The sequence below is a fragment of the Rhizobium sp. A37_96 genome, from assembly GCF_053521765.1.
Genome location: NZ_JBNWDS010000001.1, coordinates 591,170 through 617,214, shown reverse-complemented (window position 1 = coordinate 617,214; position 26,045 = coordinate 591,170). Strand labels below are relative to the sequence as shown.

General features: G+C 61.9%; 24 protein-coding genes. 11 read left to right on the top strand and 13 right to left on the bottom strand.

Annotation, left to right across the window (positions count from 1 at the left end; genetic code table 11):
- Positions 1-165: 165 nt before the first annotated feature.
- Positions 166-1,104 (bottom strand): metallophosphoesterase family protein, encoded by a 939-nt coding sequence (locus ACQZ6J_RS02985; RefSeq protein ID WP_163987929.1) that lies wholly within the window; start codon positions 1,102-1,104, stop codon positions 166-168.
- A gap of 50 nt (positions 1,105-1,154) precedes the next feature.
- Here ACQZ6J_RS02985 and ACQZ6J_RS02980 point away from each other — a divergent pair, with 50 nt between their 5' ends.
- The gene (locus tag ACQZ6J_RS02980; RefSeq protein WP_163987928.1) at positions 1,155-1,646 is read left to right on the top strand and encodes an NUDIX domain-containing protein; all 492 of its coding nucleotides are present in this window, start codon (positions 1,155-1,157) and stop codon (positions 1,644-1,646) included.
- Positions 1,647-1,661: 15 nt separating this feature from the next.
- On the opposite strand, the gene ACQZ6J_RS02975 is transcribed toward ACQZ6J_RS02980, so the two are convergent.
- Entirely contained in the window at positions 1,662-2,651 is a 990-nt protein-coding gene (locus ACQZ6J_RS02975) for a glutathione S-transferase family protein (RefSeq protein ID WP_449081841.1), read from the bottom strand.
- 351 nt (positions 2,652-3,002) lie between these two features.
- Here ACQZ6J_RS02975 and ACQZ6J_RS02970 point away from each other — a divergent pair, with 351 nt between their 5' ends.
- A complete protein-coding gene (locus ACQZ6J_RS02970; RefSeq protein ID WP_449082752.1) occupies positions 3,003-3,569 on the top strand; it encodes a GNAT family N-acetyltransferase in 567 nt (188 codons plus the stop codon).
- 37 nt (positions 3,570-3,606) lie between these two features.
- Here the strand turns inward: ACQZ6J_RS02970 and ACQZ6J_RS02965 are convergent, their stop codons facing one another.
- The 5 genes from ACQZ6J_RS02965 to ACQZ6J_RS02945 are packed head-to-tail and all read right to left on the bottom strand — an operon-like array spanning position 3,607 to position 10,891.
- Complete coding sequence (locus ACQZ6J_RS02965; RefSeq protein ID WP_449081839.1) at positions 3,607-4,032, bottom strand: GNAT family N-acetyltransferase; 426 nt, start codon at positions 4,030-4,032, stop codon at positions 3,607-3,609.
- 2 nt (positions 4,033-4,034) lie between these two features.
- Positions 4,035-6,107 (bottom strand): hypothetical protein, encoded by a 2,073-nt coding sequence (locus ACQZ6J_RS02960; RefSeq protein WP_163987925.1) that lies wholly within the window; start codon positions 6,105-6,107, stop codon positions 4,035-4,037.
- 1 nt (position 6,108) lies between these two features.
- On the bottom strand, positions 6,109-8,934 hold the full coding sequence (locus ACQZ6J_RS02955; protein ID WP_449081837.1) for a DUF4159 domain-containing protein: 2,826 nt from the start codon (positions 8,932-8,934) through the stop codon (positions 6,109-6,111).
- On the bottom strand, positions 8,931-9,851 hold the full coding sequence (locus ACQZ6J_RS02950; RefSeq protein ID WP_449081835.1) for a DUF58 domain-containing protein: 921 nt from the start codon (positions 9,849-9,851) through the stop codon (positions 8,931-8,933). Before ACQZ6J_RS02950 ends, ACQZ6J_RS02955 begins: the two co-directional genes overlap by 4 nt.
- A gap of 26 nt (positions 9,852-9,877) precedes the next feature.
- Positions 9,878-10,891 (bottom strand): AAA family ATPase, encoded by a 1,014-nt coding sequence (locus ACQZ6J_RS02945; RefSeq protein WP_449081833.1) that lies wholly within the window; start codon positions 10,889-10,891, stop codon positions 9,878-9,880.
- A gap of 168 nt (positions 10,892-11,059) precedes the next feature.
- Here ACQZ6J_RS02945 and ACQZ6J_RS02940 point away from each other — a divergent pair, with 168 nt between their 5' ends.
- The 3 genes from ACQZ6J_RS02940 to ACQZ6J_RS02930 are packed head-to-tail and all read left to right on the top strand — an operon-like array spanning position 11,060 to position 13,568.
- Positions 11,060-11,683 (top strand): DUF1285 domain-containing protein, encoded by a 624-nt coding sequence (locus ACQZ6J_RS02940; protein ID WP_449081831.1) that lies wholly within the window; start codon positions 11,060-11,062, stop codon positions 11,681-11,683.
- On the top strand, positions 11,680-12,315 hold the full coding sequence (locus ACQZ6J_RS02935) for a CoA pyrophosphatase (RefSeq protein ID WP_163987920.1): 636 nt from the start codon (positions 11,680-11,682) through the stop codon (positions 12,313-12,315). Before ACQZ6J_RS02940 ends, ACQZ6J_RS02935 begins: the two co-directional genes overlap by 4 nt.
- A complete protein-coding gene (locus tag ACQZ6J_RS02930) occupies positions 12,312-13,568 on the top strand; it encodes a CCA tRNA nucleotidyltransferase (protein WP_449081828.1) in 1,257 nt (418 codons plus the stop codon). The genes ACQZ6J_RS02935 and ACQZ6J_RS02930 overlap by 4 nt, the downstream gene beginning before the upstream one ends.
- Positions 13,569-13,603: 35 nt before the next feature.
- Here the strand turns inward: ACQZ6J_RS02930 and ACQZ6J_RS02925 are convergent, their stop codons facing one another.
- The 3 genes from ACQZ6J_RS02925 to hemF form a co-directional block, all read right to left on the bottom strand.
- Positions 13,604-13,789, bottom strand: coding sequence for a DUF1059 domain-containing protein (locus tag ACQZ6J_RS02925; protein ID WP_163987918.1), 186 nt, complete (start codon positions 13,787-13,789; stop codon positions 13,604-13,606).
- Positions 13,790-13,920: 131 nt separating this feature from the next.
- Positions 13,921-14,199: a hypothetical protein gene (locus tag ACQZ6J_RS02920; RefSeq protein ID WP_163987917.1), complete on the bottom strand. Its 279-nt coding sequence runs from the start codon at positions 14,197-14,199 to the stop codon at positions 13,921-13,923.
- 194 nt (positions 14,200-14,393) lie between these two features.
- Positions 14,394-15,305, bottom strand: coding sequence for an oxygen-dependent coproporphyrinogen oxidase (gene hemF / locus ACQZ6J_RS02915; RefSeq protein WP_449081826.1), 912 nt, complete (start codon positions 15,303-15,305; stop codon positions 14,394-14,396).
- Positions 15,306-15,474: 169 nt separating this feature from the next.
- Between hemF and ACQZ6J_RS02910 the strand changes: the two genes are divergently transcribed.
- Positions 15,475-15,735 (top strand): hypothetical protein, encoded by a 261-nt coding sequence (locus ACQZ6J_RS02910; protein WP_348643484.1) that lies wholly within the window; start codon positions 15,475-15,477, stop codon positions 15,733-15,735.
- An 88-nt stretch (positions 15,736-15,823) separates the two neighbouring features.
- Here ACQZ6J_RS02910 and ACQZ6J_RS02905 read toward each other — a convergent pair whose 3' ends face one another.
- Positions 15,824-16,978: a hypothetical protein gene (locus ACQZ6J_RS02905; RefSeq protein WP_449081824.1), complete on the bottom strand. Its 1,155-nt coding sequence runs from the start codon at positions 16,976-16,978 to the stop codon at positions 15,824-15,826.
- A gap of 77 nt (positions 16,979-17,055) precedes the next feature.
- Positions 17,056-17,553, bottom strand: coding sequence for a tRNA (cytidine(34)-2'-O)-methyltransferase (locus ACQZ6J_RS02900; protein WP_449081822.1), 498 nt, complete (start codon positions 17,551-17,553; stop codon positions 17,056-17,058).
- 394 nt (positions 17,554-17,947) lie between these two features.
- Between ACQZ6J_RS02900 and ACQZ6J_RS02895 the strand changes: the two genes are divergently transcribed.
- Positions 17,948-19,801, top strand: coding sequence for an ABC transporter ATP-binding protein (locus ACQZ6J_RS02895; protein ID WP_163987913.1), 1,854 nt, complete (start codon positions 17,948-17,950; stop codon positions 19,799-19,801).
- Positions 19,802-19,944: 143 nt separating this feature from the next.
- Positions 19,945-21,807 (top strand): ABC transporter ATP-binding protein, encoded by a 1,863-nt coding sequence (locus ACQZ6J_RS02890; RefSeq protein WP_449082750.1) that lies wholly within the window; start codon positions 19,945-19,947, stop codon positions 21,805-21,807.
- A gap of 33 nt (positions 21,808-21,840) precedes the next feature.
- Here the strand turns inward: ACQZ6J_RS02890 and ACQZ6J_RS02885 are convergent, their stop codons facing one another.
- Positions 21,841-22,788, bottom strand: a complete 948-nt coding sequence (locus ACQZ6J_RS02885; protein ID WP_163987912.1) for an endonuclease/exonuclease/phosphatase family protein — start codon at positions 22,786-22,788, stop codon at positions 21,841-21,843.
- Between the two features lie 469 nt (positions 22,789-23,257).
- Between ACQZ6J_RS02885 and petA the strand changes: the two genes are divergently transcribed.
- From petA to ACQZ6J_RS02870, 3 genes are read left to right on the top strand one after another with little or no spacing between them, the layout of a single operon-like run.
- On the top strand, positions 23,258-23,836 hold the full coding sequence (petA, locus tag ACQZ6J_RS02880; protein WP_163987911.1) for a ubiquinol-cytochrome c reductase iron-sulfur subunit: 579 nt from the start codon (positions 23,258-23,260) through the stop codon (positions 23,834-23,836).
- Between the two features lie 14 nt (positions 23,837-23,850).
- The gene (locus tag ACQZ6J_RS02875; RefSeq protein WP_163987910.1) at positions 23,851-25,125 is read left to right on the top strand and encodes a cytochrome b; all 1,275 of its coding nucleotides are present in this window, start codon (positions 23,851-23,853) and stop codon (positions 25,123-25,125) included.
- Positions 25,126-25,147: 22 nt separating this feature from the next.
- The gene (locus tag ACQZ6J_RS02870; protein ID WP_163987909.1) at positions 25,148-26,014 is read left to right on the top strand and encodes a cytochrome c1; all 867 of its coding nucleotides are present in this window, start codon (positions 25,148-25,150) and stop codon (positions 26,012-26,014) included.
- Positions 26,015-26,045: the final 31 nt, after the last annotated feature.

Sequence of the window (26,045 nt, the reverse complement as noted above, 5' to 3'; positions counted from 1 at the left end):
GAGCAGGCGACGAGCGGAAAACCGGCAATGAAGACCGGCCCTGCAGTGCTCTTTGTCGCGGCATCAAAACCCATCGCAGCCTCCGGGATTCCGATGCTTCGATTGTAGCTCGGTATCTTAGAACGCGCTACCGAAACGATGCATGCGATGGTTTAAAAATGCCGATTACGTTGCCAGAATATCGATGCCTTTCGGGTCGATGCCGTTACCGTCGTCATTGAGGCTATAGCGTTCGGCATTGAGCTCCCAGGCGCCGGGGCGGCCGGCGATCGTGAAGAGGTTGTAGGCGGCGCGCGGCTTCAGGCCGCCGACCCCTTGTGACGCGGAGGCAATCCCGACGATCGGCACCGGACCCATCTGGCCGCGCAGCCAGTGCAGGGTGTTGAGGTGCGTATGGCCATGCAGGACAAGCTCGGCGCCCCCGGTCGAGAGGACGGCGCCAAAGCGGCGAATGCCGATCATGCGCTTATAGAAACTGGTCGCGCCCCGGATGGGTGGGTGATGGATCATGACGACGCGAAAGAGCCCGGCATCCCCGGTCGCCCGCAGAATGTTCACCGTCTCGCGCGCCTGGCGAGCGGAATAGAAGCCGCTTGCGGCAAAGGGCGGCGTGGCGACGGCGGTCGAACAGCCGATCAGCGCGACCTGCCCGCGGATGCGCAGGTAAGGGAAAATGTGCCGATCCTCCTGCCATTCCTCGGAAGCGCGGTCGCCTCTGACATAGGGATACCAGGCGCGCATGGCCCTTTCATAGGCGCCGGGCACATAGGCGTCGTGATTGCCGGGAACGACGGAGGTATCGAAAGGATTGCCGACGGTCTTCAGCCATGCGGCGGCGGTCTGGATCTCGATGCCGCTCGCGAGATTGACGAGATCTCCGGTCACCGCCAGATGATCGGTCTGCTTCGCCTTGATGTCGTCAAGAAGGAGGTCGAGCGTATCGCCAAAAAGATGCTTGCGCCGGTTTCGGTGCCAGTTCACAAATCCGGTAATGCGTTTGGAGGCGAGTTCTCTGATCGAAAGACGTGGAAGCGGACCAAGGTGAACATCGGAAATATGCGCGAGCTTGAACATGGGATGAGACATAGCCCACTCTATTGTCAAAACAAATACATCCCTGGTTCGATTGCAGATCGGGATGCCGGGGTTCGGGCATGAACGACGAGAACCGGCGGGACGAAAAGCAGGGTTTGGCGGTGCGGTTGTTCGGTCGCGCGCTGCATGTCTATTTCGCGCTGACCCGCAGCATGACGCTCGGCGTGCGCGCTGCCTGTTTCGATCAGGAAGGGCGGATCTTCCTCGTGCGGCACTCCTATATCGCCGGCTGGCACATGCCCGGCGGCGGCGTCGAGCGTCACGAGACGGTGGAGCAGGCGCTGGCCAAGGAATTGCGGGAGGAGGGCAATCTGGTGATCTCTGGAAGGCCGCAGCTCTTCCACGTCTATTTCAACAACCACACCAGCAAGCGCGACCACGTCGTTTTCTACCGGGTCGACGTCACGCAGAGCGCGCCGCGCAAGCCGGATCGCGAAATCGTCGAAAGCGGCTTCTTTCCGGTCGATGCGCTGCCGCCGCAGACGACCAAGGCAACCTATCGCAGGCTGAAGGAGCTGGAAGGAGCGGAGGCTCCCTCCAACTATTGGTAGCCGACGGCGTTCAGGTCAGGCGGCTTTAGCCAGCTGCTCGCGGCCATGCGGGCGGTCGAAGTCCAGTTCGGGGCCGATCGGCACGATGCCGGTCGGATTGATCGTCTTGTGGCTGCGATAATAGTGGTTCTTGATGTGCGCGATGTTCACCGTCTCGGCGACGCCTGCCACCTGGTAGAGATCGCGCAGATAGGCCGAAAGGTTCGCATAATCGGCAATGCGGCGGATGTTGCATTTGAAATGGCCGACATAGACGGGGTCGAAGCGGACGAGCGTCGTGAATAGCCGCCAGTCGGCCTCCGTCAGCAGATCTCCGAACAAATAGCGTTGCGCCGCCAGCCGCTGGTCGAGCATGTCGAGGGTTTCGAAAAGGCGGAGCGCATTTTCCTGATAGGCCTCCTGCGTTGTCGCGAAGCCGGCCTTGTAGACGCCGTTGTTGACCGTGTCGTAGATGCGCTCGTTCAGGGCATCGATATCGGCACGCAGATCGACGGGATAGAAATCCGTCCTGGAGCCTGTCAGACCATCGAAGGCGCTGTTGAACATGCGGATGATTTCGGCCGATTCGTTGTTGACGATCGTGCCGGTCTGCTTGTCCCAGAGAACGGGCACGGTGACCCGGCCGGAATAGTGCGGATCGGCCTTGACGTATACTTCCCAAAGCTTGCCGGCACCGAACAGATGGTCGACGGTTCCGCCGTCCTTCCCCTTGAATTCCCAACCGTTTTCCAGCATCAGCGGATCGACGACCGAGACCGGGATCAATTCCTCGAGCTTCTTCAGCTTGCGGAAGATCAGGGTTCTGTGCGCCCAGGGGCAGGCGAGCGAGACATAGAGATGATAGCGTCCGGCCTCGGCCTTGAAGCCGCCCGTACCTGTCGGGCCGGGGCTGCCATCCGCGGTCACCCAGTTGCGAAACTGCGACGCGGCGCGCTTGAAATGGCCCTTCGTCTCTTTGGTATCGTACCAGACGTCTTGCCAGACGCCGTCCACCAACATGCCCATAGCTCAATCCTTTCGGGGAAACTGCCGAAAACCTGCATCGAAGATACGGTATGTGCGCCGGATTTCGATACGGCAAATGATGAACACTGCGTTGCGGGTATTGCCGGCAGGTTTTTCGCATCGGCGATAGACATTGAAAAAACCGCGATGCCGGTACGATCTTGCATCAAGAGATGTCAGCGTGCATTTTGCATTGGACGCGCCGAATATTTCCTGCTATCCGGCTTTTCACACTTTAAGGACCCCTTGTCATGAAAGTCACCAGAAGCCTGCGACGACGCCGATGACCTTGAACGCTCCATGAGCGCATTCGAGAACAATATCGTCCGTCTATCTGGTTTCCTTGGTCTAATGTACAAGCACGATCTGGTCTACCTCACTGAGGATGCGTCGCACGACGCTGTCATCGAACTCATCAACGAAGAAGCGTTCGGCCCGGGCCGGTTTACGCGTGCCGCCGCGCGCATCCGCGAGCAGGGGCCGCATGATCGGTTGTTATCCTTCATCTGCGCCGACGACGGCGAGACGATCGCCTCCGTGCGCATGACGCCGGTGCTGGCCGGATCGGTCAAAGGGCATCTGCTTGGCCCGCTTGCCGTGCGCCCCTCGCACAAGAACAAGGGCATCGGCCGCGAGCTCGTGCGGATTGCCGTCGAGGCGGCCAAGCGCAAGGGATCGGAAGCCGTGATCCTTGTCGGCGATCCACCCTATTATGGGCCGCTCGGTTTCGAGAAGGTCGCCTATAACGCACTGACTTTCCCGGGCCCCGTCGATCCCAACCGGGTGCTGGTCGTGCCGATTGCCGCCGACACGCATGCGCGGCTGCATGGCGCGATTGCCTGGCGGGACGATTCCGTTTCAGCCGTCGAAACCGATGATCTGGACGATGTCGCGCCGCTCGCCAGGATCGCGGTCTGAGACGTTTATCCCCGCGAAAGGATCGCCCTGCCTGATATCAGCGGGGCGATAGTTTCTTCTGCAGGAAGAAGCGGCTGCGGCCAGCGGGGAAGTCTGGTAGTTCGCCGAAGATGGCATAGCCTTGCCGTTGATAGGCTTTCAACGCCTGCGGATTGAACGTATCGATCCACGCTCCGAAGCAGCCGCGCGCACTGGCCTCTTGTTCCGCCGCATCCAGCAGCTTCCCGGCCATGCCCTGGCCGCGCAGGGTTTCCGGCACGAAAAGCCATTGCGTGAACAGCCATCCCCAGGCGGTGTAGCCGGAGATGCCGCCAATGGTCTTGCCGGCATCGTCGCGGATCAGGACCGCCAGCGGCTGGCGGCCAGAGGGGCCGACGTCGATGACGTTGAACGCCGTCAATCCCTCGCTGATGGCCGCCAGTTCGCTTTCGGACGGGGTATCGGTTACGTCAATCTTCATCATATTCACCGTCCTTCACGCCACCATGTGGCTGAGAAGGCAAAGAGGAGGGCGGCAAGACCGGCAAAGCCTGCAAACAGGGGCAGGGTGTTGATCCCCTTCAAGACGGTTTCATCGGTCATGCGAATGGTCAGGCGCTGGCCGTCGGCGACGCGCACGGCGCCGCGCACCGGCAGGACTTGCGGCACGGTCACGCTGCCGTTGGCGCCGGCAATGCGGGTAACCAGACCCTTGGTCTTCTGCGCCAGCGGCTTCAGCGTCTCGGTGGTCGAGATCATCGCCTTGAACTCCGGGGCGTCGATGGCGCCGATATGGACCAGCGTCGACAGATTGCCGTTGGCGATCTGGTAAAGCCCGATTTCGTCCATGTGCTTCTCGGCCTGATAGAGACCGGGCTGCGTCTGCTTCAGGGGCAACGTCTCCGTCTTGCCGGACGGCAATTTGATCGTGGCCGGGCCGGGATCGTCGCCGATGGTCTGGCGCGTCACCTGCAGCGTGCGGCCGGCGGCATTGGCCGTCAGGGCTTCTTCTTCCAGCGCCGGCTCCTTCAGCAGCCAGTGGGCGATGCGGCGATAAAGCGACACATGCGGGCCGCCGCCTTCGAAGCCGCGTGCCCAGAGCCAGCCTTCATCGGAGAGAAGCATGGCGACACGCCCCTGGCCGACGCGATTGAGCACGAGCAGCGGGCTGTTGTCGGCGCCGACCATCACGGTCTGGCCCTGCGGCTTCTCGACATCGACGCTGCGGAACCAGCGGCCCCAATGCGGCGGCTCGGTGTCGGAGCCATCCAGGCCGCGCGTTACAGGATGCTTCCGGCCCTGATCCGACAGGCGCGGATAGAAGGCTTTTTCGATCATCTGGCCGGTCGGCTCGGCCGGCAGCACCGAGGCAAGCGGCGTCAGGGCGATCGAACTGCCGCCGGCATGCTCCGGACCGGCCGCGACCAGCAGTGCGCCGCCGTTTTCGACATATTGGGCCATGTAATCATAGTAGATCGTCGGCAGGACGTTCTGACGGTCCTGGTAGCGGTCGAAAATAATAAGGTCGAAAGAACTGATCTTGTCGACGAAAAGCTCGCGTGTCGGGAAGGCGATCAGCGACAGTTCGTTGATCGGCGTGCCGTCCTGCTTATCCGGCGGGCGCAGAATGGTGAAATGCACGAGATCGACTGAGGCGTCCGACTTCAGGAGATTGCGCCATGCGCGCTCGCCGGCATGCGGCTCGCCGGAGACGAGCAGGACACGCATGTTCTGGCGGATGCCTTCGATCAGCTGGACCGTGCGGTTGTTGATGTCGGTGACTTCGCCGGGCACCGTGGCCACGGCGAATTCGAGCACGTTGTTGCCGGCGCGCGGCACCTTGAAGCTGAAGGGTGTGTCCTGGCCCGGCGTTGCCTGCAGCGTGGCGATCTCGTCGCCGTTCATCTTGATCGTCACGGCGGCGGTGCCGCCCGGGCTCTTGCCATCGTCGACGACACGAAACACCAGCTGCTGTTCGTCATTGACGATGCCGAAGCGAGGCGCGCGCACGATTTCGATGCGGCGGTCGAACTCGTCCGGCTTGCCGGTGATCAGCCCGTGAATGGGCGCATCGAAGCCAAGTTGCTGGTTGATGCCGGGAATATCGTGAATCTGGCCGTCCGTCAGGAGGATCGCGCCGCCGATACGTGCGGGCGGCACGTCCGCGACCGCGGAGGAGAGGGCGGAGAAAAGCCGTGTCGACGGCGACGCCGATTCCGCCGGATCGCGCACCTCGACGATGCGGGGCTCAATGCGCGGGAATTGCGCCAGACGATCCTTGAGCATCGCCAGGGCATCATCCGTCATCTTCGTGCGTTCCGGCGTCTGCTGGCTGAGGCTGCGGTCGACGATGACGGGAACGATGGTCGTCAGCTGGTCGCGGTCCTCCTGCAGTAGTACCGGATTGGCGAGCGCCGCCAGCAGGGCGACACCCGCCAAAGCGCGAATCCAGCCGCCGCGCAGACGTCTGTAGATCGCAAGCGCCGCGATGGCGAGTGTCAGCACCGCCAGAGCGGCGAGGACAGGCCAGGGGAGGAAAGGGGCAAAACCGATATTCATATTATTGCCCCAAGCGCTGAAGGATATCCGGAACGTGAACCTGATCGGATTTATAGTTTCCGGTCAGCATGTACATCATGATGTTGACGCCCGTTCGGTAGGCATATTCCCGCTGGGTCTCGTCCGGGGGCACGGTCGGCAGCAGCGGAGATCCGTTATCGTCGACGGCCCAGGCGCCGGCAAAATCGTTGCCCGTAATCATGATCGGCGTCACCCCGTCGGAGGTGGCGACCGCATTTGCGTCGCGCCGCGCATCCTGCCGCGCCTCCACCCAGAGCGGGCTGTCGGCATAGCGGCCCGGGAAGCTCGAGAGCAGATAGAAGGATTTGGTCAACACATGACCAGCCGGCACCGGCTCCAGGGGAGGAATGTCGAGATTGGCGAGGATCTGCTGCAGCCGCTGGCCGTTCGGACTCGGCGTCGAAGTGTCGCCCATCGTGTCGATGGCATCGCGGGTATCGAACAGCACCGTGCCGCCATTGCGCATGTAGGCATCGATGCGGTTGATGGCGTCGTTGGACGGCATCGGCGCCGTCGACGAGATCGGCCAGTAGATCAGCGGGTAAAAGGCCAGTTCGTCCTTGGCAAGATCAAGGCCCACCGGCGCACCGGGCTCCAGCGTCGTGCGATAGGTGAGGTAGTCGGAAAGGCCGGCGAGCCCGCGCTCGGAAATGTGATCGACTTCGGATTCGCCTGTCACGACATAGGCCAGATGCGTCTTGTCCAGCCGCGAAAATATGGTGTCGTCGCCGGGTTTCGAGTCATCCGCAAACGCATTTGCCGGATGCAGGAAGATACCAACCGATAAGGCCAGCAACAGCACGGCCGCGCCACCCGCCATCGTTTTTGCCGACCTGCCCAGACGCGGGAAGGCACCGTTCATGAAGAGCACGATCAGGCTGTCGGTCAGCAGAATGAGGAATGCGAGCGTGAAGAGGATCGGTTTTGCCGACCAGGCTTCCCCGCCTATGAGGCCTTCTTGTGTGACCAGGCCGGACGCCGAGGCATCCAGAGGCTTGAGTTCCGTTCCCTGTGGCAGGGTATTGAGTGCGCTAAAGCCTTCTTCGGAACCGTAGAGGCCGGGCGGGTTGTCGAAACTTGCGACCGCCGCGCCCTTGTTGTTCGGCTCCAGCGGACGGGCGCTGCCGATCTCGCTGGTCAGCACGCCTTTCGCAGTCAGGAGCCGGTAGGGCGGCATCGCCTCTCCGGCCCTGGCCGCTGCGCTTTCAGCCGAGGCGACGCCGCCGGCGCGCGATAGCTGGACGATGCGACGCAGCATTTCGACGAAATCGCCTGAAATCGGCAAATCGGACCATTGCGGCTCGGCACTGACATGGAAGAGCACGATGCGGCCGGCCTGCATCTGCCTTTCGGTGACGAGCGGCGTGCCGTCGGCAAGGCTTGCCCAGGTGCGCTCGGCCAGATCCGGCGTCGGCTCGGCCAGAACCTGCCGTTTGATCAGCACATTGCTCGGCTTCGGCATGCCGGCGAAGGGGCCGAACGACGGGAAATCTGCAAGCGGCTGCGGCTCTGCCCAGGACAGCGCGCCGCCGAACGTGCGCTCGCCCTGCCGCAACGTGACGGGAACGAGGGGATCGTCGGCGGGGGCCGCGGCAAGGCGCGGGCCGGCGAAGCGAACGAGGGTGCCGCCGTTCTGGATCCATTGCTGCAGCGGCGCATAGCTTTCCTGCGGCAGGCGGCCGACATCGGCCATGATGATGACCGAAGGGTTGCCCGCGAGCAATTCGGGGATCGATTTGGCCAGATCGGCACTGTTGGGCTGTGTCAGGTCGGCATAGGGCTGGAGCGCGCGCTGAATGTAATAAAGCGGTGACAGGATCGGCTGGAATTCGTCGGCGGCCTGACCGGAGAGAAGCGCCACGCGGCGGCGGCGGAAACCGTCGTCAAGCAGATAAATGCTGCCGGCGCTTGCCTGTCGATCGATGCCGATGCGGGCGAAATCATTGCGCATTTCGAAAGGCGCGGCGATGGAGCCGGTGGCGACCGTCTGCCCGCCCGCGAAGTCAAGCGAACCGGCTGCGATGGGCCGCCCCTGATTGTCCTGCGCCGTCAGTCCGAGGCGCATCGGGCCGGTGCCGTTCAGCCGCGTCGCGGTGACGGTCATGTTGTTGGCGGTATTGGACGCGCCGGTAATGGCAACGATATTCTGGCCGTCGCCTTCTATGAGCCGCAGCTCGCTCGGCTGCAGGGCGGCGAGCCGGCTGACGATATCGTCCTTCGCCTTGCTTTCGATGCCATCGGAGAGGAAGGCGATGGTGCCGGGCTTGCGGCCATTGAGTGCCGCTTTCACGGCATCGGCGGCGCGCCCACGATCCGGCACCAGCGGCCGCGGGTTCATCGCATGCAGCTTGTCGCGCGCCGATGCCGCCGCGCCCGGCGTCGCATCGTTGCCCTGCTCGGCGGTAAAGACGATCGAAACGGGAATGCCTTTGGCGTCGGCATCGTCTATCAGCGCGTCGGCCGTCCGGACGCGGCGTTCCCAGTCGGATATGATCGCCCAGCTGTTGTCGATCATCAGCACCAGCGGGCCGCGGCTCGACAGCGTATTGCTGCGCGGATTGAACATGGGGTTGGCGATGGCGAGAATGACCAGAGCGGCGAGCAGCATCCGCAGCAACGTCAGCCACCACGGGCTGCGCGCCGGCGTTTCCTCACGCTTGAGGATGGTCGCCAGAATGCGCAGCGGCGGAAAGACCTCCGCGCGCGGCTGTGGCGGCGTCAGGCGCAGCAGCCACCAGATCGCAGGGAGCAGGATCAGGGCTCCGAGGATGGCGGGCGAAGCGAATGCGAAGGAGAGGCCGCTCATGGCTGCCCTCCGGAAGCTACCCTGGCGGGCATGCCGGAAAGATACATGTGCACGGCGACCAGCGCTTCGGAGGCAAGCCGGTCGGTGCGATGGCTGACGAAGGTCCAGCCGAGATGGCGTAGGGACTGGCCGAGGTTTTCCCGGCGGGCGAGGTAGGCGCGCTGATAGTCGTCGCGCAGGTTTTCCGCGCGGCCGGCAATCAGCTTCGAACCCGTTTCGGGATCGCTAAATTCTGTGCGCCCGCTATAGGGAAAAAGCTCTTCGGCGGGGTCGGCGACCTCGATCACATGACCGCGCAAGCCCCGGCGCGCCAGCGGCCCGATCCTGCCCATGACGCTATCGGCATCGTCGAGAAAATCGCCGATCAGCACGATGTCGCTCCAGCCGCGGATCATCGCCGTCTGCGGAAGACCGCCTTCGAGCGGCGTGTGCATCAGGGCCGCGGCCAGGCGCTCGGCGGCGTTGCGGCTCGATACCGGCTCCATGATGCCGGGGCAGCCGATGCGCTCGCCGGAGCGGGAGAGGATTTCCGCCAGCGCGAGCATGAGGACGAGCGCGCGGCCTTCCTTGGACACATGGCCATAGGTCGACTTGTACATCATGGACGGCGACAGATCCGCCCAGAGCCAGATCGTGTGCGCGGCTTCCCATTCATGATCGCGGATATAGGTGTGATCGTCACGGGCGGAGCGCCGCCAGTCGATACGCGAAAGGCTTTCGCCTTCGGTATAGGGACGGAACTGCCAGAAATTCTCGCCGATGCCGCGTTTGCGCCGGCCGTGCCATCCCGCGATGACCGTGTTGGCGATGCGCTTGGCTTCGACAAGGCAATCCGGCACGAGAGCGGCACGACTGCGGGCTCGGGAGAGGGCATCATTGCCTGATGTCGGTCTGACGGTCTGTCCGATGGATGCCACGCGCTATACTCTCCTCGACATCCGGGTCACGATCTCGACTGTTTCACCAGTCCTGCAATGACATCGCGCACGGACATGCCGTCGGCGCGGGCCGCAAAGGTCAGCGCCATGCGGTGTTCGAGCACGGGCTCGGCAAGGGCATCCACGTCGTCGATGGACGGCGCAAGCCTGCCTTCATAGAGCGCGCGGGCGCGGGCGCACAGCATCATGGCCTGGCCGGCGCGCGGGCCGGGACCCCAGGCGACATGCTTGTCCGTGGAGGCGTTGCCCTGGCCCGGGCGGGCGGAGCGCACCAGAGACAGGATGGCATCGACCACGCCGTCGCCGACGGGCATCTGGCGGATGAGCTGCTGGATTTCGAGCAGACGCTCGGCATCGATGACCGCCTGCGGCGTCGCTTCGCTCAAGCCCGTCGTTTCGAGCAGGATGCGGCGCTCGTCGGCAAGCTCGGGATAATCGACATCGACCTGCAGCAGGAAGCGGTCGAGCTGGGCTTCCGGCAGCGGATAGGTGCCTTCCTGTTCCAGCGGGTTCTGCGTCGCGAGAACGTGGAAGGGAGCGGGCAGATCGTAACGCTGGCCGGCGATGGTGACGTGATATTCCTGCATGGACTGCAGCAGCGCCGATTGCGTGCGTGGCGAGGCGCGGTTGATTTCGTCGGCCATCAGCAATTGCGCGAAGACCGGACCCTTGACGAAACGGAAGGAGCGGCGGCCGCTTTCATCCTGATCCATGACTTCCGAGCCGAGAATATCCGAAGGCATCAGGTCGGGAGTGAACTGCACGCGGCTGGAGGCAAGGCCGAGGACGGAGCCGAGCGTGGTCACGAGCTTGGTCTTGGCAAGGCCCGGCACGCCGACCAGAAGCGCATGACCGCCGGCGAGCACGGCAAGCAGCGTGTTTTCCACGACGCTTTCCTGGCCGAAAATGACCTTCGACACTTCCTGGCGAATGGTGGCGATATCGCCCAGCGCCTTTTCGGCTGACGCGACCATGGCCTGCTCGTCGAGGGTGGTTTCGGTCGATTTGATCATGCCCATTTGCGTCTCCAATGGCAGAAAAACGATACGCGCGATTCGCAGACGTTACACATTTGCCTCATAATCAATACAACTTATCGCCACCAAGATGGCTGACAAGCGCGTTTCAAATGACTATCTCGTGAGAAACTGTCGTATTTGTCACTAACGGCCAACCGGGACAGAAGAATGGCAACCGAGGAAATCAAGGCAACTGGCGATGCGGCAAGCCTGGCGGCGCTGATTTCGCGCGCGGCCGGCGATAGCGGCGGCCGAAAGAAGGGCCCGCCGCCCGTCGATCGCTGGAATCCGCCGTTCTGCGGCGATATCGACATGGAGATCCGTGCCGACGGCACCTGGTTTTATCTCGGCACGCCGATCGGCCGCGCGCCGCTGGTACGGCTTTTTTCCACGGTTCTGCGCAAGGACGAGGACGAAAAGACCTATCTCGTCACGCCTGTGGAAAAAGTCGGCATCCGGGTCGTCGATGCGCCGTTCGTGGCCGTCGAGATGAGCGTGACGGAACGCGACGGCAGGCGCGTGCTGACCTTCCGCACGAATGTCGGCGACGTCGTCGAGGCGGGCAGGGAGCACCCGATCCGCTTCGTCATCCGCGGCGAGAACGACGAGCTGAAGCCCTACCTGCATGTCCGCGGGCGCCTGGAGGCGCTGGTGACGCGCGCGGTCATGTACGATCTCGTCGAACTTGGCGAACCCGTCGAAATTGCCGGGCGCGATATGTTCTGCGTGCGCTCCGGCGGCTCGATCTTTCCGATCATGCCGCTGGCCGAACTGGATGCACTGACGCGATGAGCGAATTCCCCCTTTATTCAGCGGATGAGTTCCGGCGCCGCGCCCTGCATCAGAGCGGCGGGCCTATCGATCTCGCCTGGCGCGATCACGGCGATCATCGTCTCAACCCCGAGACCATCTCGCAGGTCGCGGACCTGAAGCTGAAGGATGCCGCCGTCCTCGTGCCCGTCGTTGAAAACGGAGACGACGCCAAGGTCATCTTCACGCTCAGGACCTCCACCCTGCGCAAGCATTCCGGCCAGATCGCCTTTCCGGGCGGGGCCATCGATCCGGAAGACGCATCGCCGGAGATGGCGGCCGTACGCGAGGCGGGCGAGGAAATCGGGCTTGCCGACATATTCATCGAACCCGTGGCACGGTTGCCGCATTATCTGGCGGCGACCGGCTTTCGCATCACGCCCATTCTCGCCGTGGTGAAGCCGGGTTTTCATCTGGACCTCAATCCGACCGAGGTCGAGGACGCCTTCGAGGTGCCGCTCTCGTTTCTGATGGATCCCAGCCACCATGCCACCGACACGATGCTCTGGCAGGGAACCGAGCGCCATTTCTACCGCATGCCCTATGGGCAGCGCATGATCTGGGGCATTACCGCGGGCATCGTCCGCACGCTTTATGAAAGGCTCTATACATGACGTCCGTTGCCGGTGAGGCCTGGTTTCGCGATAAGGCCCTGCAGCGGGTGCTGTCGTTGCTCGACGCCGACGGCGGCGAGGGACGCGTGGTCGGCGGAGCGGTGCGCAACAGCCTGATGGGGCTGCCGGTCGCCGATATCGACATAGCAACCACGCTCTTGCCCGAGACTGTCGTCGAAAGAGCCGAGGCAGCGGGCATCAAGGCCGTGCCGACAGGCATCGCGCACGGCACCGTCACACTGGTCATCGATGGAACGCCGTTCGAGATCACCACTTTGCGGCGCGATGTCGAAACGGATGGGCGCCGCGCCCGCGTCGCTTTCAGCCAGGACTGGCAGGCGGATGCGGAGCGGCGCGACCTGACGATCAATGCGCTTTATGCCTCCGCCAGTGGCGAGGTGGTGGATCTCGTCGGCGGCCTTGCCGATCTTGAGCGCCGCAACATTCGCTTCATCGGCGATGCGGCGACACGGATTGCCGAGGATCACTTGCGGATCCTGCGTTTCTTCCGCTTCTTCGCGTATTACGGCAGCGGTCGTCCGGATGCGGACGGGTTGCGCGCCTGTGCCGCTGCGAAGTCGAAGATCGCGACCCTCTCGGCCGAGCGCGTCTGGTCCGAAATGAAGAAGCTGCTGGCGGCGGACGATCCGGGCAGGGCGCTGCTTTGGATGCGCCAGATCGGCATACTGACCGAAGTGCTGCCGGAAACCGAGAAGTGGGGTATCGACGCCATTCCAGGCCTCATCGCCGCCGAACAGGCTCTCGGCTGGCCGGCGGAACCCTTGCTGCGGCTTGCCGCCATCGTGGCGCCGGATACGGCAAGGCTTGCCAAGCTTGCCGAGCGGCTGCGCCTTTCGAAAGCCGAAGGTGCCTATCTTCAGGCCTGGGCGAATGCGCCTGTCGTCAAGGACGATATCTCGGACGCGGCCTTCGACCGTCTGCTTTACCGCCATGACCCCTCCGGCGTCGCCGTGCGCCTGAAGCTGGCGCTGTCGGTCGCACGGGGCAAGGCGGAAGGCGATTTTGAAGAAATGGCCCGTGTTGCGCGGCTCGGCCGGCTGCTGGAGCGCGTGGCAAAGTGGAAGAAACCCGCTTTCCCGCTTAGCGGCGCGGATGCGCTTGCGGCAGGCGTCGGCCCCGGTCCTCGCGTCGGCGAGCTTCTCGCCAAGCTGGAGCAGGAATGGCTCGATGGCAATTTTTCATCGAACCGGGCGAAACTTCTCGCCCGACTTAAAGATTTGGCCAATGCCTGATATGCGGCCCTGACTTTCAGGCCCGATCCGCCCGATCAGGCCGCGTGGGCCTCATCGCGGATTCGTGCCTTGATGTTGTCGACCATGTTTTCCCGGATGATTGTTTCGCCATGCGCTTCACGCATGTGCTCGACGGCGCGACGAACCACTTCGGCATCATCCTGGGCGCGGGTATGCCAAGCGCAGCCGGGCACGAGCGTACCACATTCGAACAGTCGCATATCTTCCTCCTCATCTCTCCACGGTTCCGCATCCTTTCATGCCCACGGGCATGAAAGCTAAACGCAGCGGACGGAAAAAGGTTTCTGCCGTCCGGCAAGTCTCTCGCTTGCCGGCGGCGGTCTTCCGGACATCAGTCCGGCATGGCCCAAGACTTGAAGCAGTCGGATGACTGATATGTCGGAATGGGCATCTGCTTGGCCGAACGATCCGCCGCAAAACTGGCGACATCGCTCGGTGACTTGCCTGCCAATTGCATTCTGACCTGCTCGACAAAGCAGGACAGCGGCAGGTCGGACCCGCTGCGGGTCCGCATATCCTCGGCCAGTCGGACGATGAACTCCGGACTATCGACTGTGCGCGAAAGTTTCTGCTCTTTCGAAGCTTCCGTGACTTGTTTCTCTGCTGCCATTACAACCTCCTCCGATTGGAACGAGCATTAGGTCACTTAGGCATCCCTCCCGCTGATTTCAGGGCGTTGTCCGATCATTTTATGTTGAACGCCCGAAACGCTCGCGATCCCGCGGATTCGCTTGCCGCGCTTCGGGTCACTGGTTTTCGCATGCCGTTGCCGCAAGGCCGCCGCACAGCCTTGCGCGGCCTGCATCAGGGCCAACGCACCACCGGCGGCAGAGACGATAGGATCGACTCGACATTGCCGCCTGTCTTCAGCCCGAATATTGTACCCCTATCGTACAGCAAATTGAACTCCACATAGCGTCCGCGACGAATTAATTGCTCGTCGCGGTCCTCTTCCGTCCATGTCTCATTGAAATTGGAGCGGACGATCCGCGGGTAGACCATCGCAAAGGCCCGGCCGACGTCGCGGGTGAAGGCGAAGTCGGCGTTCCAGCCGCCGGCTTCCTCGGGCGAATGCAGCCAGTCGAAGAAGATGCCGCCGATACCGCGCGGCTCGTTGCGGTGCTTCAGGAAGAAGTATTCATCACACCAGTTCTTGTAGTGCTGGTGGTCGGCGACGGCATGGCGGTCGCAAACGATCTGCATGGCGCGATGGAAGAGGAGGCTGTCGGGATCTTCCTGGGTGCGGCGACGGTCAAGCATCGGCGTCAGGTCGGCGCCGCCGCCGAACCAATGGCTCGTGGTGACGACCATGCGGGTATTCATGTGTACGGTCGGCACATTCGGATTGACGGGGTGGGCAATCAGCGAGAGCCCGGAAGCCCAGAAACGGGGATCCTCCTCGGCGCCCGGAATCTGGCTGCGGAAGTCGGGAGAGAACTCGCCATGGACCGTCGACGTATGGACGCCGACCTTTTCGAAGACGCGGCCCTCCATCATGGACATGCGGCCGCCGCCGCCCTGACCCTTGTCCCTCTGCCAGTCCTTGGCGACGAAACGACCGGGCTCCTGGTCGGAAAGCGGACCGGCCAGCTCGTTCTCCAAATGCTCGAACTCGGTGCAGATCGTGTCGCGCAGGCCCTCGAACCAGGTGCGCGCAGCCTCTTTTTTCGCTTCAATATCCTCGGGTAATCCCTTGGGAAGATTGGGTCGTTCCATGCATGCTCTCCGAGAGTGCGAGCAGCCGGCGGCCCGCGATTCGCACCCTATGTATCGTGATTTTGAATATCAGCAACATTGCGGCGCAGCCAGTGCAGCCACGCTGCGGGAGAATCGACTCGCAAATTTCCGGGTGCGGTATTATGTTCCCTCCCGAAGGCGAGGTTTGATTATGAAGATACCTGGACCGCCGCCCCTGGATGGGTTGAGAAGCAGAATATTTCGTTACCGGCAGGAACACCCGGCGGGCGGAAAAAGCGAATTCGTTCGCGAGACCTTTTGTCTCAGCCGCCCCGATGCACGCGCAAAAGCGCGCGAGTGGTTCGATGAATTCCCGAAAGCCGCCTACTGGACCGAAGTCGAAAGCTGGCGTCAGGTCGATGGCGATCGCATCGAATTCACCATGCGGCGTTTGCCATCGGCGGATTGAGCCGAACGAAAAGGCCGCCCGCAGCGACGGGCGATGGAGCGCAAGCACATTCCCGTGACTTGCGGCGGGCTTTCAACTTGTGACCAGTTCAATGCGACGTGGGCGGTTGCAGATCATCCACCACACTGGATTCCACAGGCTGAACGGCAGGCAGGATGCCGGCAGAAAACGCCTTCCTGACCTTGTCGATCGTCGCCGTGGGCTTTCCGCCGAGAGGCGAAGGCAAGGGAACCTCCGCTTCCGGCTTTGTCGGCTCCGATACCGCGCCGAGCGCTGCGGTCTGCTCTTCCGCGAGTTTCGGGTTCTCGATGATCGGCGAAATTGCAAGGATTTCCCTGAGCGTGGTCGTCACCGGCAGATGGCCGCCCAGATCGGTGTTCGTGTGATGCCAGGCCTGCGGAATGCGTTGGTCGGCGTGGATGAACGGTCGGGAGTTGATCTCGCCGAACCAGTCCCATTCGCCCATGACATCGACGACATCGGTGAATACGGAGGGCATGGCGATGCGGGTGCCGATCGTCACGATCTTCGTATTTTGCGCCAGCTCCGAAACCCGGGCCTCATCCTGCTTCCAAAGATTATGCAATGCGGCCGAGAGCACGAGATTGCCCTTGGAATGGCCCGCCAGCAGACGGAAGGAGAGGCGAGGATCGGCAAGAAGAGCCTGGACGGTTCTGGTGTCGAGACTGGTGCGGGCAGCGGTTCCATCGCGGTATGCCCCGACCTTGGGGCGGCCGGCAAGATCATCCAGGCTTTCCAGCATCGGCCGCAGACCCTTCAGGTGGCCGAAGAAAAACAAGCCGCCGAAAGCCTCGGTGATGACATCGGCGATACCATAGCCGGAGACGACGACAGCCACGGGGGCATCGACAGCGTCGGCCACGTTGCGGGCGAAGGCGGCTGCGCCGAGCGCCGAGCCGCCGATGCCTGCGACGGCGAGAGCCCGGGCATCGGCACCGCCCCGCAGGATGAATTCATCGATCGTCTCGCAGAGAGTGAGTGCCCCACAGCCGCTGGGCGGAACGATCATGATTGCGCCTTCGGCGGCCAGAGAGTCGCTGATGTAGAAGGCTTCCTCCGGCGTGATCACGTTGACGTCGTAGAACAGTGCGTCAAGGGCGAGGTTCCGCTGACGAAGGCCTTCGAGGACGAGATTGCGGGCAGGGGAGCGCTGCAGCCGCTCCGGTAGGCTCAAAGTGCGCGCGAACTGCGTGAGGGAAAGCGTGAATGCCGTCTGGAACATGGGTCACCTCGCCAAGGTTGCCTGAGTTAGAGCATTCCAAGGCGAAGCTTCTCACACTTTATCCGGCGTGCCAACGCCTATTCGGGTGCGACATTTGGGCCGGACAGGGTGAGCGGCAGCCATTGCGTTTGCCGCAAGGCTTCGCCCGCGATCATGGCGGCCGACATCGCGACATTGATGGAGCGCTGGCCCTCGACCATCGGGATCAGAACGCGACCGTCCGCCCTTTCATGCACATGTTCGGGCACGCCGGCGCTCTCGCGGCCGAAGAGAAGAATATCGCCGTCGCGGTAGGGGAAGTCGGTATAGGGCCGGGCTGCCTTGGTGGAGGCGAGCACCAGCCGCCGGCCGCTCGCGAGGCGCCATGCCTCGAAACGCTCCCAGTTGACATGTCTCGTCAGGGCGACGGCCGCCAGGTAATCCATGCCGGCGCGCTTCAGGTTGCGATCCGATATGTCGAAACCTGCCGGCTCGATGATGTCGACGCCAAGGCCGAGGCAGGCGGCCAGCCGCAGGATCGTGCCGGTGTTGCCGGGAATGTCGGGTTGGTAGAGTGCGATGCGAAGCGTGGTCATGGGCTGCAACTAGCGAAATCGCCCGGATTTGTCTTCGATTTTCGTCGCTGTTCCGATCTTGTGATGCCTTCCATCAGCAGAATTGAAGGATTCAGCCCATTTTTCAGGCATATTTCGCTTTTCAAAGCGCAAAATGCGCGCTAAAAGACGGGCGCTCTACAACCAGCGAAATAGGAGGCTCAGATGGATATCTTGTTTGTGATGATGATGCGCCTCCGTGCCGTAAACCCACGGCTCTGATCAAGGCGCTTTACGGCGCGCTTTCGCGGTAATCCCCCTTTCGATTCATTTCGCGGCCAGTGTGGCCTCGTTCTTTCATCGCCCGGCCACCATATCAGTCCGCGACCTTTAGGCGCAGTGGTTGGTCAAAAGGTCGAGTCTTTGGAGCATTTCAATGTTTGGCTGGTTTGAACGCCGACTAAATCCATTTCCGAGCGAGATACCGGACGCTCCGCCGCGCGGTCTTGTTGCCTTCTGCTGGCATTACACCAAGCCGGCCGCGCCCTGGCTGATCGCCATGAGCATCCTCACCATGTCGATCGCGATCGGCGAGGTGGCGCTGTTCCAGTTCCTCGGCGATATCGTCGATTGGCTGACGAAGGCCGATAGGGCGACCTTCCTGCAAACGGAATGGCCCAAGCTTTTCTGGATGGGGGCGATGGTGCTTGTCGGCCTGCCGCTGGCGGCGGTGCTCGACAGCTTCATCATGCACCAGGTGCTGATCGGCAACTACCCGATGATCGCGCGCTGGCAGATGCACCGCTTCCTGCTGCGTCACAGCATGACCTTTTTTGCCAACGAGTTCGCGGGCCGCGTCGCCACCAAGGTGATGCAGACATCGCTTGCCGTGCGAGAAACCGTCATGAAGCTCCTCGACGTTTTCGTCTATGTGGTGACGTACTTCCTGTCGATGATCTTCGTCATCGCGATGGCGGACTGGCGACTGGTGATTCCGATCGTGATTTGGCTCGGTATTTACATCGGTATCGTCTCCTACTTCGTGCCGAAGCTGCGCAAGATCGCCGCGCAGCAGGCCGACGCACGTTCGACAATGACGGGACGTGTCGTCGACAGCTATACAAACATCGCGACGGTGAAGCTCTTTTCGCATGCGGGCCGCGAGGAGAGCTACGCCCGGGCCGGCATGGAGGAGTTCCTCGACACGGTGCACAAGCAGATGCGCAAGATAACGCTGTTCAACGCCGCTGTTTACACCAACAACTGTGCGGCGCTGTTCATCGTCTCGGCATTGTCGATCTGGTTCTGGCTCAATGGTTCGATCGCAGTCGGTTCGATTGCCATCGCCATCGGCCTTGCCATGCGCATCAACGGCATGTCGCAGTGGGTGATGTGGGAAGTCTCGGCGCTCTTCGAAAACATCGGCACCGTCTATGACGGCATGGAGATGATGACGAAGCCGCATGACATCATCGACCGGCCGGCGGCCTCGCCGATCGCGGCCAGGCAGGGCGCTATCCGCTTCGATCATATTCGCTTCCACTATGGCAAGGCGAAGGGCGTGATCGAGGATCTGACACTGGATATCCGCGCCGGTGAAAAGGTAGGCCTGGTCGGTCGCTCGGGCGCCGGCAAGACGACGCTGATGAACCTGCTGCTGCGCTTCTACGATCTGGAGAGCGGCCGCATCACCATCGACGGCCACGACATCGCCGGGGTGACGCAGGACAGCCTTCGTTCGATGATCGGCGTGGTGACGCAGGATACGTCGCTGCTGCACCGCTCGATCCGCGACAACATCGCCTACAGCCGGCCGGATGCGACCGACGAGGAGGTGATCCAGGCGGCCAAGCGCGCCAATGCCTGGGAATTCATCGAGGGCCTTGTCGACATGCAGGGCCGCACCGGGCTCGATGCGCAGGTTGGCGAGCGGGGCGTCAAGCTCTCCGGCGGCCAGCGGCAGCGTATCGCGATCGCCCGCGTCTTCCTGAAGGACGCGCCGATCCTGGTGCTCGACGAGGCGACCTCGGCGCTCGATTCCGAAGTGGAAGCGGCGATCCAGGAAAACCTCTTCGCGCTGATGCATGGCAAGACGGTGATCGCCATCGCGCACCGCCTGTCGACGCTGACCGAGATGGACCGCCTCGTCGTGCTCGACAAGGGCCGGATCATCGAGGTGGGCACTCATCAGGAACTGGTCCAGAACGGCGGTATCTATTCCGAGCTCTGGAGCCGCCAGTCGGGTGGCTTCCTCGCCGACCATGAAGAAGCCGAGGCGGCAGCGGAATGAGGATCAGGCAAGGGCGGCGAAAGCCGCCCTTGCTCTTTGCGGGGCCTGCGAGGCAGGCGTTCGCCTGAAACCTAACGAAAATATAACCTTTGCAACGGGGCCGTTTCCTTTGCGTGCCCGGCGAAATTGCCTATATCGCTCACATGTTCATCCGTTCCGTGTTCCGTCTGTTCGAGACGTGGATTGATCCCTACTATCGCGGCGGCGATCTTCGGCCGCCGCGGTCGCTCGGCGCTTTCATCTGGTACTATGTCGGCCAGGCCAAGGGACCTTTCCTGGCGATGGCGGCGCTCGGCGGCGCGGTCGCCATGCTCGAGGCGGCGCTGTTCTGGTTCGTCGGCCATCTGGTCGACATCCTCGACAAGGTGAAGCCGGGCGAGGGCTGGAGCGGGCTGCTCGCCGGCCATGGCGCGTCGCTGCTTGGCATGGTTTTCGTCGTGCTCGTCGTGCGTTTCGTGGTCGTCAGCCTCGGTGCGCTGGTCGAGGAGCAGGTGGTCGTTCCGGGCTTTCTCAATCTCGTGCGCTGGCAGGCATACCGGCATGTGGCGAGACAATCGGTCGAGTTCTTCCAGAACGATTTTTCCGGGCGCGTCGTCACCAAGGTCTGGTCGGCAGGGCAGGCGACGGGCGACCTCGTCGTGTCGCTGCTGCAGGTGGTCTGGTTCATCATCATCTATGCCGCCTCGACCATTGCGCTGGTCGGCGGGCTCGACTGGCGGCTGGCGCTGGTGATCGCGGTCTGGATCGGCGTCTTTTCCCTGCTCGCCCGCCATTTCGTGCCACGCATCCGGCGTCATGCCCGCAACGCGGCGGAGGCATCCTCGATGCTGAACGGGCGTATGGTCGATGCCTACGCCAATATCCAGACGCTGAAGCTCTTCGGTCGCGAGGAGCAGAACGACCACTATATCCGCAGCGGCTTCGATCGCTTCCAGGCCGCCGTCATGCCATTTACGCGGTTGCTGACCGGCGTACGTTCGTCGCTGGCGCTGCTGTCGGGCGTGATGATCACCAGCATCGGGGCGCTGGCCGTGCATCTCTGGCTATCGGGAGAGATTTCGACCGGCGGCGTTGCCTTCACGCTCAGCATGGTATTGCGGCTGAACATGCTCTTCGGCCGCATGATGGCGCAATTCAACGCCATCATGCGCAATCTCGGCACGATCCAGAATTCTGCCGAGATGATCTCCGAGCCTATCGGGCTGGTGGACCGGCCCGATGCGAAGGACCTGACGATCACCGGCCCGGAGATCCGCTTCGACAATGCCACGTTCCACTACGGGCGCGGCGGCGGCGTCATCGACAATTTCTCCCTCAGGGTGGCTGCCGGCGAGAAGGTGGGCATCGTCGGACGCTCTGGCGCAGGCAAGACGACCCTCGTCAATCTGTTGCTGCGCTTCTACGACCTTGAAGGCGGCCGTATCCTGATCGACGGGCAGGACATCGCCGCCGTGCGGCAGGAGTCGCTGCGCGGCGCCATCGGCATGGTGACGCAGGATACCGCGCTGCTCAATCGCTCCGTTCGCGACAACATCCTCTTCGGCCGCCCGGATGCCACCGACGAGCAGATGGTGGAAGCCGCAAGGCAGGCGGAGGCGGATGGTTTCATCACCACCCTGGAGGACCAGAAGGGGCGCAGCGCCTATGCCGCTCATGTCGGCGAGCGCGGCGTCAAGCTTTCCGGCGGCCAGCGCCAGCGCATCGCGATTGCGCGCGTCATGCTGAAGGATGCCCCGATCCTCGTGCTGGACGAGGCCACCTCGGCGCTGGATTCGGAGGCAGAGGCGGCACTGCAGTCCAACCTCGACACGCTGATGAAGGGCAAGACCGTTCTCGCGATCGCACATCGGCTGTCGACGATCGCCAAGCTTGATCGGCTGATTGTCGTCGACAGGGGCAAGATTATCGAAGAGGGCACGCACGACGAGCTGATCGCGCGTGGCGGTCTCTATTCCGAACTCTGGGCACGCCAGTCCGGCGGCTTTATCGCGGCGGACGCGGATTGATCGCGCCTTCCGATCGACCTCGAAGCCACGCGATCAGGGGTGCCGGGGCACGCTGAACTCCGTCATCAAGCCGAAATGGTTCGAGCCCATCGCATCGCGGATCTGCTTTACGGATACCAGCCGCAGCGGCGCGCGCGCGAAAACGTGATCGATGGTGATGCCATAGGCGCCTGCCGCGATCGGCCAGGTTGCGGGCTCGGGAAAGGCATGGCGCAGACCGGTTGCGGCGAGAAAGTCACGCATATCCGGAGCGATGACCGACGCGTTGAAATCTCCGGCGAGAATCAATGGCCCTTTCACGTCGTTGAGCGCTGGCGCGAGAAGGCCGAGCTCAATCTGGTGGAATGCGTCGAAATAGGGCTTGCTCAGATGAACCGAGGCAAAATTCACCGGCTGGCCGTCCATATCGATGGTGGCCAGAATGAAACGATTGTCCCAGAGGCTGCCGAGGCTGCGCATGAGCTGCGTCTGGAACGGCCTCTTCGACAGGAGCAGCGAGTCGCAATCGGTGGTCATCACGCCGCAACCGATGCGGTAAGGATAGACTTTCAAGATGCGGTCCATATCGGAAAAGATCGGGCCCGCTTCGAAAATCTCGACGACATCGGCTTTCGAAGCGACGATGAGATCGGCGATGCGGGTGCCGTTTTCGAAATTGCTGTCCTCGATGTTGAACGACAGGAGCCTGAAGTGGCCGCCGCTTGCCTCTGCCGAAGCGATGATCGAGGATGCGGCGTATTCCTGCAGCATGATGACCGAGTGAACCAGCAGCACCGTTCCGGCCGCCACCAGGACCATCGCATACCAGTGGCGCTTGAAGAAGAATGCGGTCAACGCGAGTATGATCGCAAACAGGCTTATGTGGGTCTGCAGGCTTTCGAAAAAAGCCAGCAACCAGGAATCGGCAACATAGCGCGCCGCAAGGATACCCAGCGCCAATGTAGCGAGAACGCATAGTACGCAATAAACCGTGTGTCTCATGACAAGTTCTCGTGCTTCATTTCTCGATGCTTCGAATGCGCAGGGCAAGGACCATAATCGTCCACAAATCGCACAGGAAATCCATTCGGTTTTAAGAGGTAAAGGTTAGTCCCTGCGACATGAGAAAAGTGCTGATATTGCCTTATTTTATGCAATGCAGCATTGAAATTGCTTTTCATTTTGCCTTGCAGCGCAACAAGGCCCCATGCGAATCCCCTGCTTTTTCATGCGTTTAACCGTTCGCCCTGGCGATAGGGGCCTTCAAGCTCCCGACTTGCGACGCAATAGCGCAGTTTTGCCGCGACATTGTGCCCTCTCCCCTTGCCAAGACTGGACATAATTTGCGATCAAGCTTAGAACGCAGCGGGTTACGGAGGAATCTATGGCGGAATTATGGTCGCGATGATTCGCCGTTAGTGAGGGGGTACCGCGGCTTCTGCCGTGGTTTTGCGGAAGAGGATGTGCAGCCTTGAGCGAGCATAGTACGACAGTTGAGTCCACCGGCGAGCCGACTCGTCGCGATTTCCTTTATTTGACGACAGGTATGGCCGGTGCGGTGGGCGCAGTTTCCGTCGCATGGCCGTTTATCGACCAGATGCGGCCTGACGCATCGACACTCGCTCTTGCATCCATTGAAGTCGATGTGTCGAGCCTTGAGCCCGGCATGTCTCTGACGGTGAAATGGCGTGGCAAACCCGTCTTCATCCGCAACCGCACGCAAAAGGAAATCGACGATGGCAAGGCCGCGCAGCTCTCGGACCTGAAGGATCCGGTTGCTCGCAATGCCAATCTCCCGGCCGACGCACAGGCAACCGATCTTGCCCGTTCGGCTGGCGATGGGAAGGAGAACTGGCTGGTCATGATCGGCGTCTGCACCCATCTCGGTTGCATCCCGCTCGGTCAGGCGGGTGAATATGGCGGGTGGTTCTGTCCCTGCCACGGTTCGGTCTACGATACTGCCGGTCGCATCCGCCATGGGCCTGCGCCGCAGAACCTCTTCATACCGCAATATGCGTTCACGTCGGAAAAGAAGATCAAGGTCGGTTGAGGGGGAGCTGAATCATGAGTGGTCATTCGTCTTACGAGCCATCCACAGGGCTCGAAAAATGGGTAGACGCGCGGCTTCCGCTGCCGCGTATGGTCTACGATAGTTTCATTGCCTATCCGGTCCCGCGCAACCTGAACTACGCCTATACGTTCGGCGCCATGCTGGCCGTGATGCTGGTCCTGCAGATCCTGACCGGCGTCGTCCTGGCCATGCATTACGCGGCCAATACGGCAATCGCCTTCAATTCGGTCGAAAAGATCGTCCGCGACGTCAATCACGGCTGGCTGCTGCGCTACATGCATGCCAACGGCGCGTCCTTCTTCTTCGTGGCCGTCTACCTGCACATTGCTCGCGGTCTGTACTACGGCTCCTACAAGGCGCCGCGCGAAATCCTCTGGATTCTCGGCGTGATCATCTACCTGCTGATGATGGCGACCGCGTTCATGGGCTATGTTCTGCCCTGGGGTCAGATGTCCTTCTGGGGCGCCACCGTCATCACCGGCTTCTTCTCGGCTTTCCCATGGGTCGGCGACTGGATCCAGACCTTCCTGCTCGGCGGTTTTGCCGTTGACGATCCGACGCTCAATCGCTTCTTCTCGTTGCACTATCTGCTGCCGTTCATGATCGCGGGCGTCGTCATCCTGCACATCTGGGCGCTGCATGTGACGGGCCAGACGAACCCGACCGGCGTCGAAGTCAAGCTGAAGACGGATACCGTGCCCTTCACGCCCTATGCGACGCTGAAGGATGCGCTCGGCGTTTCCATCTTCCTGCTGGTGTTCGCCTATTTCGTGTTCTATCTGCCGAACTTCCTCGGCCATGCCGACAACTACATTCCGGCAAACCCGCTGAAGACGCCGGCACACATCGTTCCGGAATGGTACTTCCTGCCGTTCTACGCGATGCTGCGTTCGATCACCTTCAACATCGGGCCTATCGACTCCAAGCTTGGCGGCGTCTTGACGATGTTCGGCGCCATCATCGTGCTGTTCTTCCTGCCGTGGCTCGATACGTCGAAGGTTCGTTCTGCCGTCTATCGTCCCTGGTTCAAGCTGTTCTTCTGGCTGTTCGTCGCCGATGCCGTCCTGCTCGGCTGGCTTGGTTCTCAGCCGGCAGAGGGGATCTACACCACGGCTGCGCAGTTCGCGACGCTGTTCTACTTCCTGTTCTTCCTCGTCGTCATGCCGGTGCTTGGCATAGTCGAGACACCGAAGCGCATTCCAAATTCCATTACGGAAGCGGTTCTTGAAAAACAGGGCGGTAAAGTTCCCGCTCCGGTTCAAGCGTAATCGGCGATAGAGGTAGAAAACGATGAAAAAGATTATTGTCGGGCTTCTGTCGCTTACGCTCTTCGGCGGCCTCACGACTGCTGCCGTCATCGCAGCGGAAACGAAGCCTGCCGCAGAAAGCGAGACGCCGCACTATCCGCTGAAGGAGCCGCGCGAGCAGCATTGGACCTTCGCCGGCCCGTTCGGCTATTACGATAAGGCGCAGCTTCAGCGTGGCCTGAAGGTCTATACGGAAGTCTGTTCCGCCTGCCATTCGATGAAGCTGGTGGCTTACCGTACGCTGGAAGACCTCGGTTATTCGGAAGCACAGGTGAAGGCCTTTGCCGCCAACTACGAAGTGCAGGACGGACCGAACCCTCAAGGTGAGATGTTCACCCGCAAGGCGCTTCCGTCTGATCATTTCAACTCGCCGTTCCCGAACGACGAGGCCGCCGCTGCCTCCAATAACGGGGCCGTGCCGCCTGACATGTCGCTGCTTGCCAAGGCACGCGAAGTCGAACGCGGCTTCCCGCAGTTCATCTTCGACATCTTCACGCAGTATCAGGAAGGCGGTCCGGATTATATCTACTCGCTGCTGACCGGGTATGAAGATGCGCCGGCGGGCTTCACCGTGCCGCAGAACTCGCACTACAACCCGTATTTCGATGCGGCGGCGACCTTTGCGATGCCGAAGCCGCTTTCGGATGGCCAGGTGACCTATGATGACGGTTCGCCGCAGACGGTGGACCAATATGCGCGCGACGTGGCTGCTTTCCTGATGTGGACGTCCGAGCCGCATCTCGAAGACCGCAAGCACACCGGCTTCATGGTCATGATCTTCCTGCTGATCTTCTCGGTATTGATCTACCTCACCAAGCGGTCGGTCTATGCGAAGGCAGGCGCGCACTGAGCCTTGCAACAATCAAGCGAAAGAGCGGCCC

Excerpts from the sequence above, each read along its gene's own strand:
- ACQZ6J_RS02935 (WP_163987920.1), top strand. The coding sequence starts at position 11,680 with ATGAGCGAATTCCCCCTTTATTCAGCGGATGAGTTCCGGCGCCGCGCC.
- hemF (WP_449081826.1), bottom strand. The coding sequence starts at position 15,305 with ATGGAACGACCCAATCTTCCCAAGGGATTACCCGAGGATATTGAAGCG.
- ACQZ6J_RS02945 (WP_449081833.1), bottom strand. The coding sequence starts at position 10,891 with ATGGGCATGATCAAATCGACCGAAACCACCCTCGACGAGCAGGCCATG.
- ACQZ6J_RS02970 (WP_449082752.1), top strand. The coding sequence starts at position 3,003 with ATGTACAAGCACGATCTGGTCTACCTCACTGAGGATGCGTCGCACGAC.
- ACQZ6J_RS02890 (WP_449082750.1), top strand. The coding sequence starts at position 19,945 with ATGTTCATCCGTTCCGTGTTCCGTCTGTTCGAGACGTGGATTGATCCC.
- ACQZ6J_RS02940 (WP_449081831.1), top strand. The coding sequence starts at position 11,060 with ATGGCAACCGAGGAAATCAAGGCAACTGGCGATGCGGCAAGCCTGGCG.
- ACQZ6J_RS02885 (WP_163987912.1), bottom strand. The coding sequence starts at position 22,788 with ATGAGACACACGGTTTATTGCGTACTATGCGTTCTCGCTACATTGGCG.
- ACQZ6J_RS02975 (WP_449081841.1), bottom strand. The coding sequence starts at position 2,651 with ATGGGCATGTTGGTGGACGGCGTCTGGCAAGACGTCTGGTACGATACC.
- ACQZ6J_RS02900 (WP_449081822.1), bottom strand. The coding sequence starts at position 17,553 with ATGACCACGCTTCGCATCGCACTCTACCAACCCGACATTCCCGGCAAC.
- ACQZ6J_RS02870 (WP_163987909.1), top strand. The coding sequence starts at position 25,148 with ATGAAAAAGATTATTGTCGGGCTTCTGTCGCTTACGCTCTTCGGCGGC.
- ACQZ6J_RS02965 (WP_449081839.1), bottom strand. The coding sequence starts at position 4,032 with ATGATGAAGATTGACGTAACCGATACCCCGTCCGAAAGCGAACTGGCG.
- ACQZ6J_RS02925 (WP_163987918.1), bottom strand. The coding sequence starts at position 13,789 with ATGCGACTGTTCGAATGTGGTACGCTCGTGCCCGGCTGCGCTTGGCAT.
- ACQZ6J_RS02920 (WP_163987917.1), bottom strand. The coding sequence starts at position 14,199 with ATGGCAGCAGAGAAACAAGTCACGGAAGCTTCGAAAGAGCAGAAACTT.
- ACQZ6J_RS02980 (WP_163987928.1), top strand. The coding sequence starts at position 1,155 with ATGAACGACGAGAACCGGCGGGACGAAAAGCAGGGTTTGGCGGTGCGG.
- ACQZ6J_RS02960 (WP_163987925.1), bottom strand. The coding sequence starts at position 6,107 with ATGAATATCGGTTTTGCCCCTTTCCTCCCCTGGCCTGTCCTCGCCGCT.
- ACQZ6J_RS02905 (WP_449081824.1), bottom strand. The coding sequence starts at position 16,978 with ATGTTCCAGACGGCATTCACGCTTTCCCTCACGCAGTTCGCGCGCACT.
- ACQZ6J_RS02930 (WP_449081828.1), top strand. The coding sequence starts at position 12,312 with ATGACGTCCGTTGCCGGTGAGGCCTGGTTTCGCGATAAGGCCCTGCAG.
- ACQZ6J_RS02895 (WP_163987913.1), top strand. The coding sequence starts at position 17,948 with ATGTTTGGCTGGTTTGAACGCCGACTAAATCCATTTCCGAGCGAGATA.
- ACQZ6J_RS02955 (WP_449081837.1), bottom strand. The coding sequence starts at position 8,934 with ATGAGCGGCCTCTCCTTCGCATTCGCTTCGCCCGCCATCCTCGGAGCC.
- ACQZ6J_RS02875 (WP_163987910.1), top strand. The coding sequence starts at position 23,851 with ATGAGTGGTCATTCGTCTTACGAGCCATCCACAGGGCTCGAAAAATGG.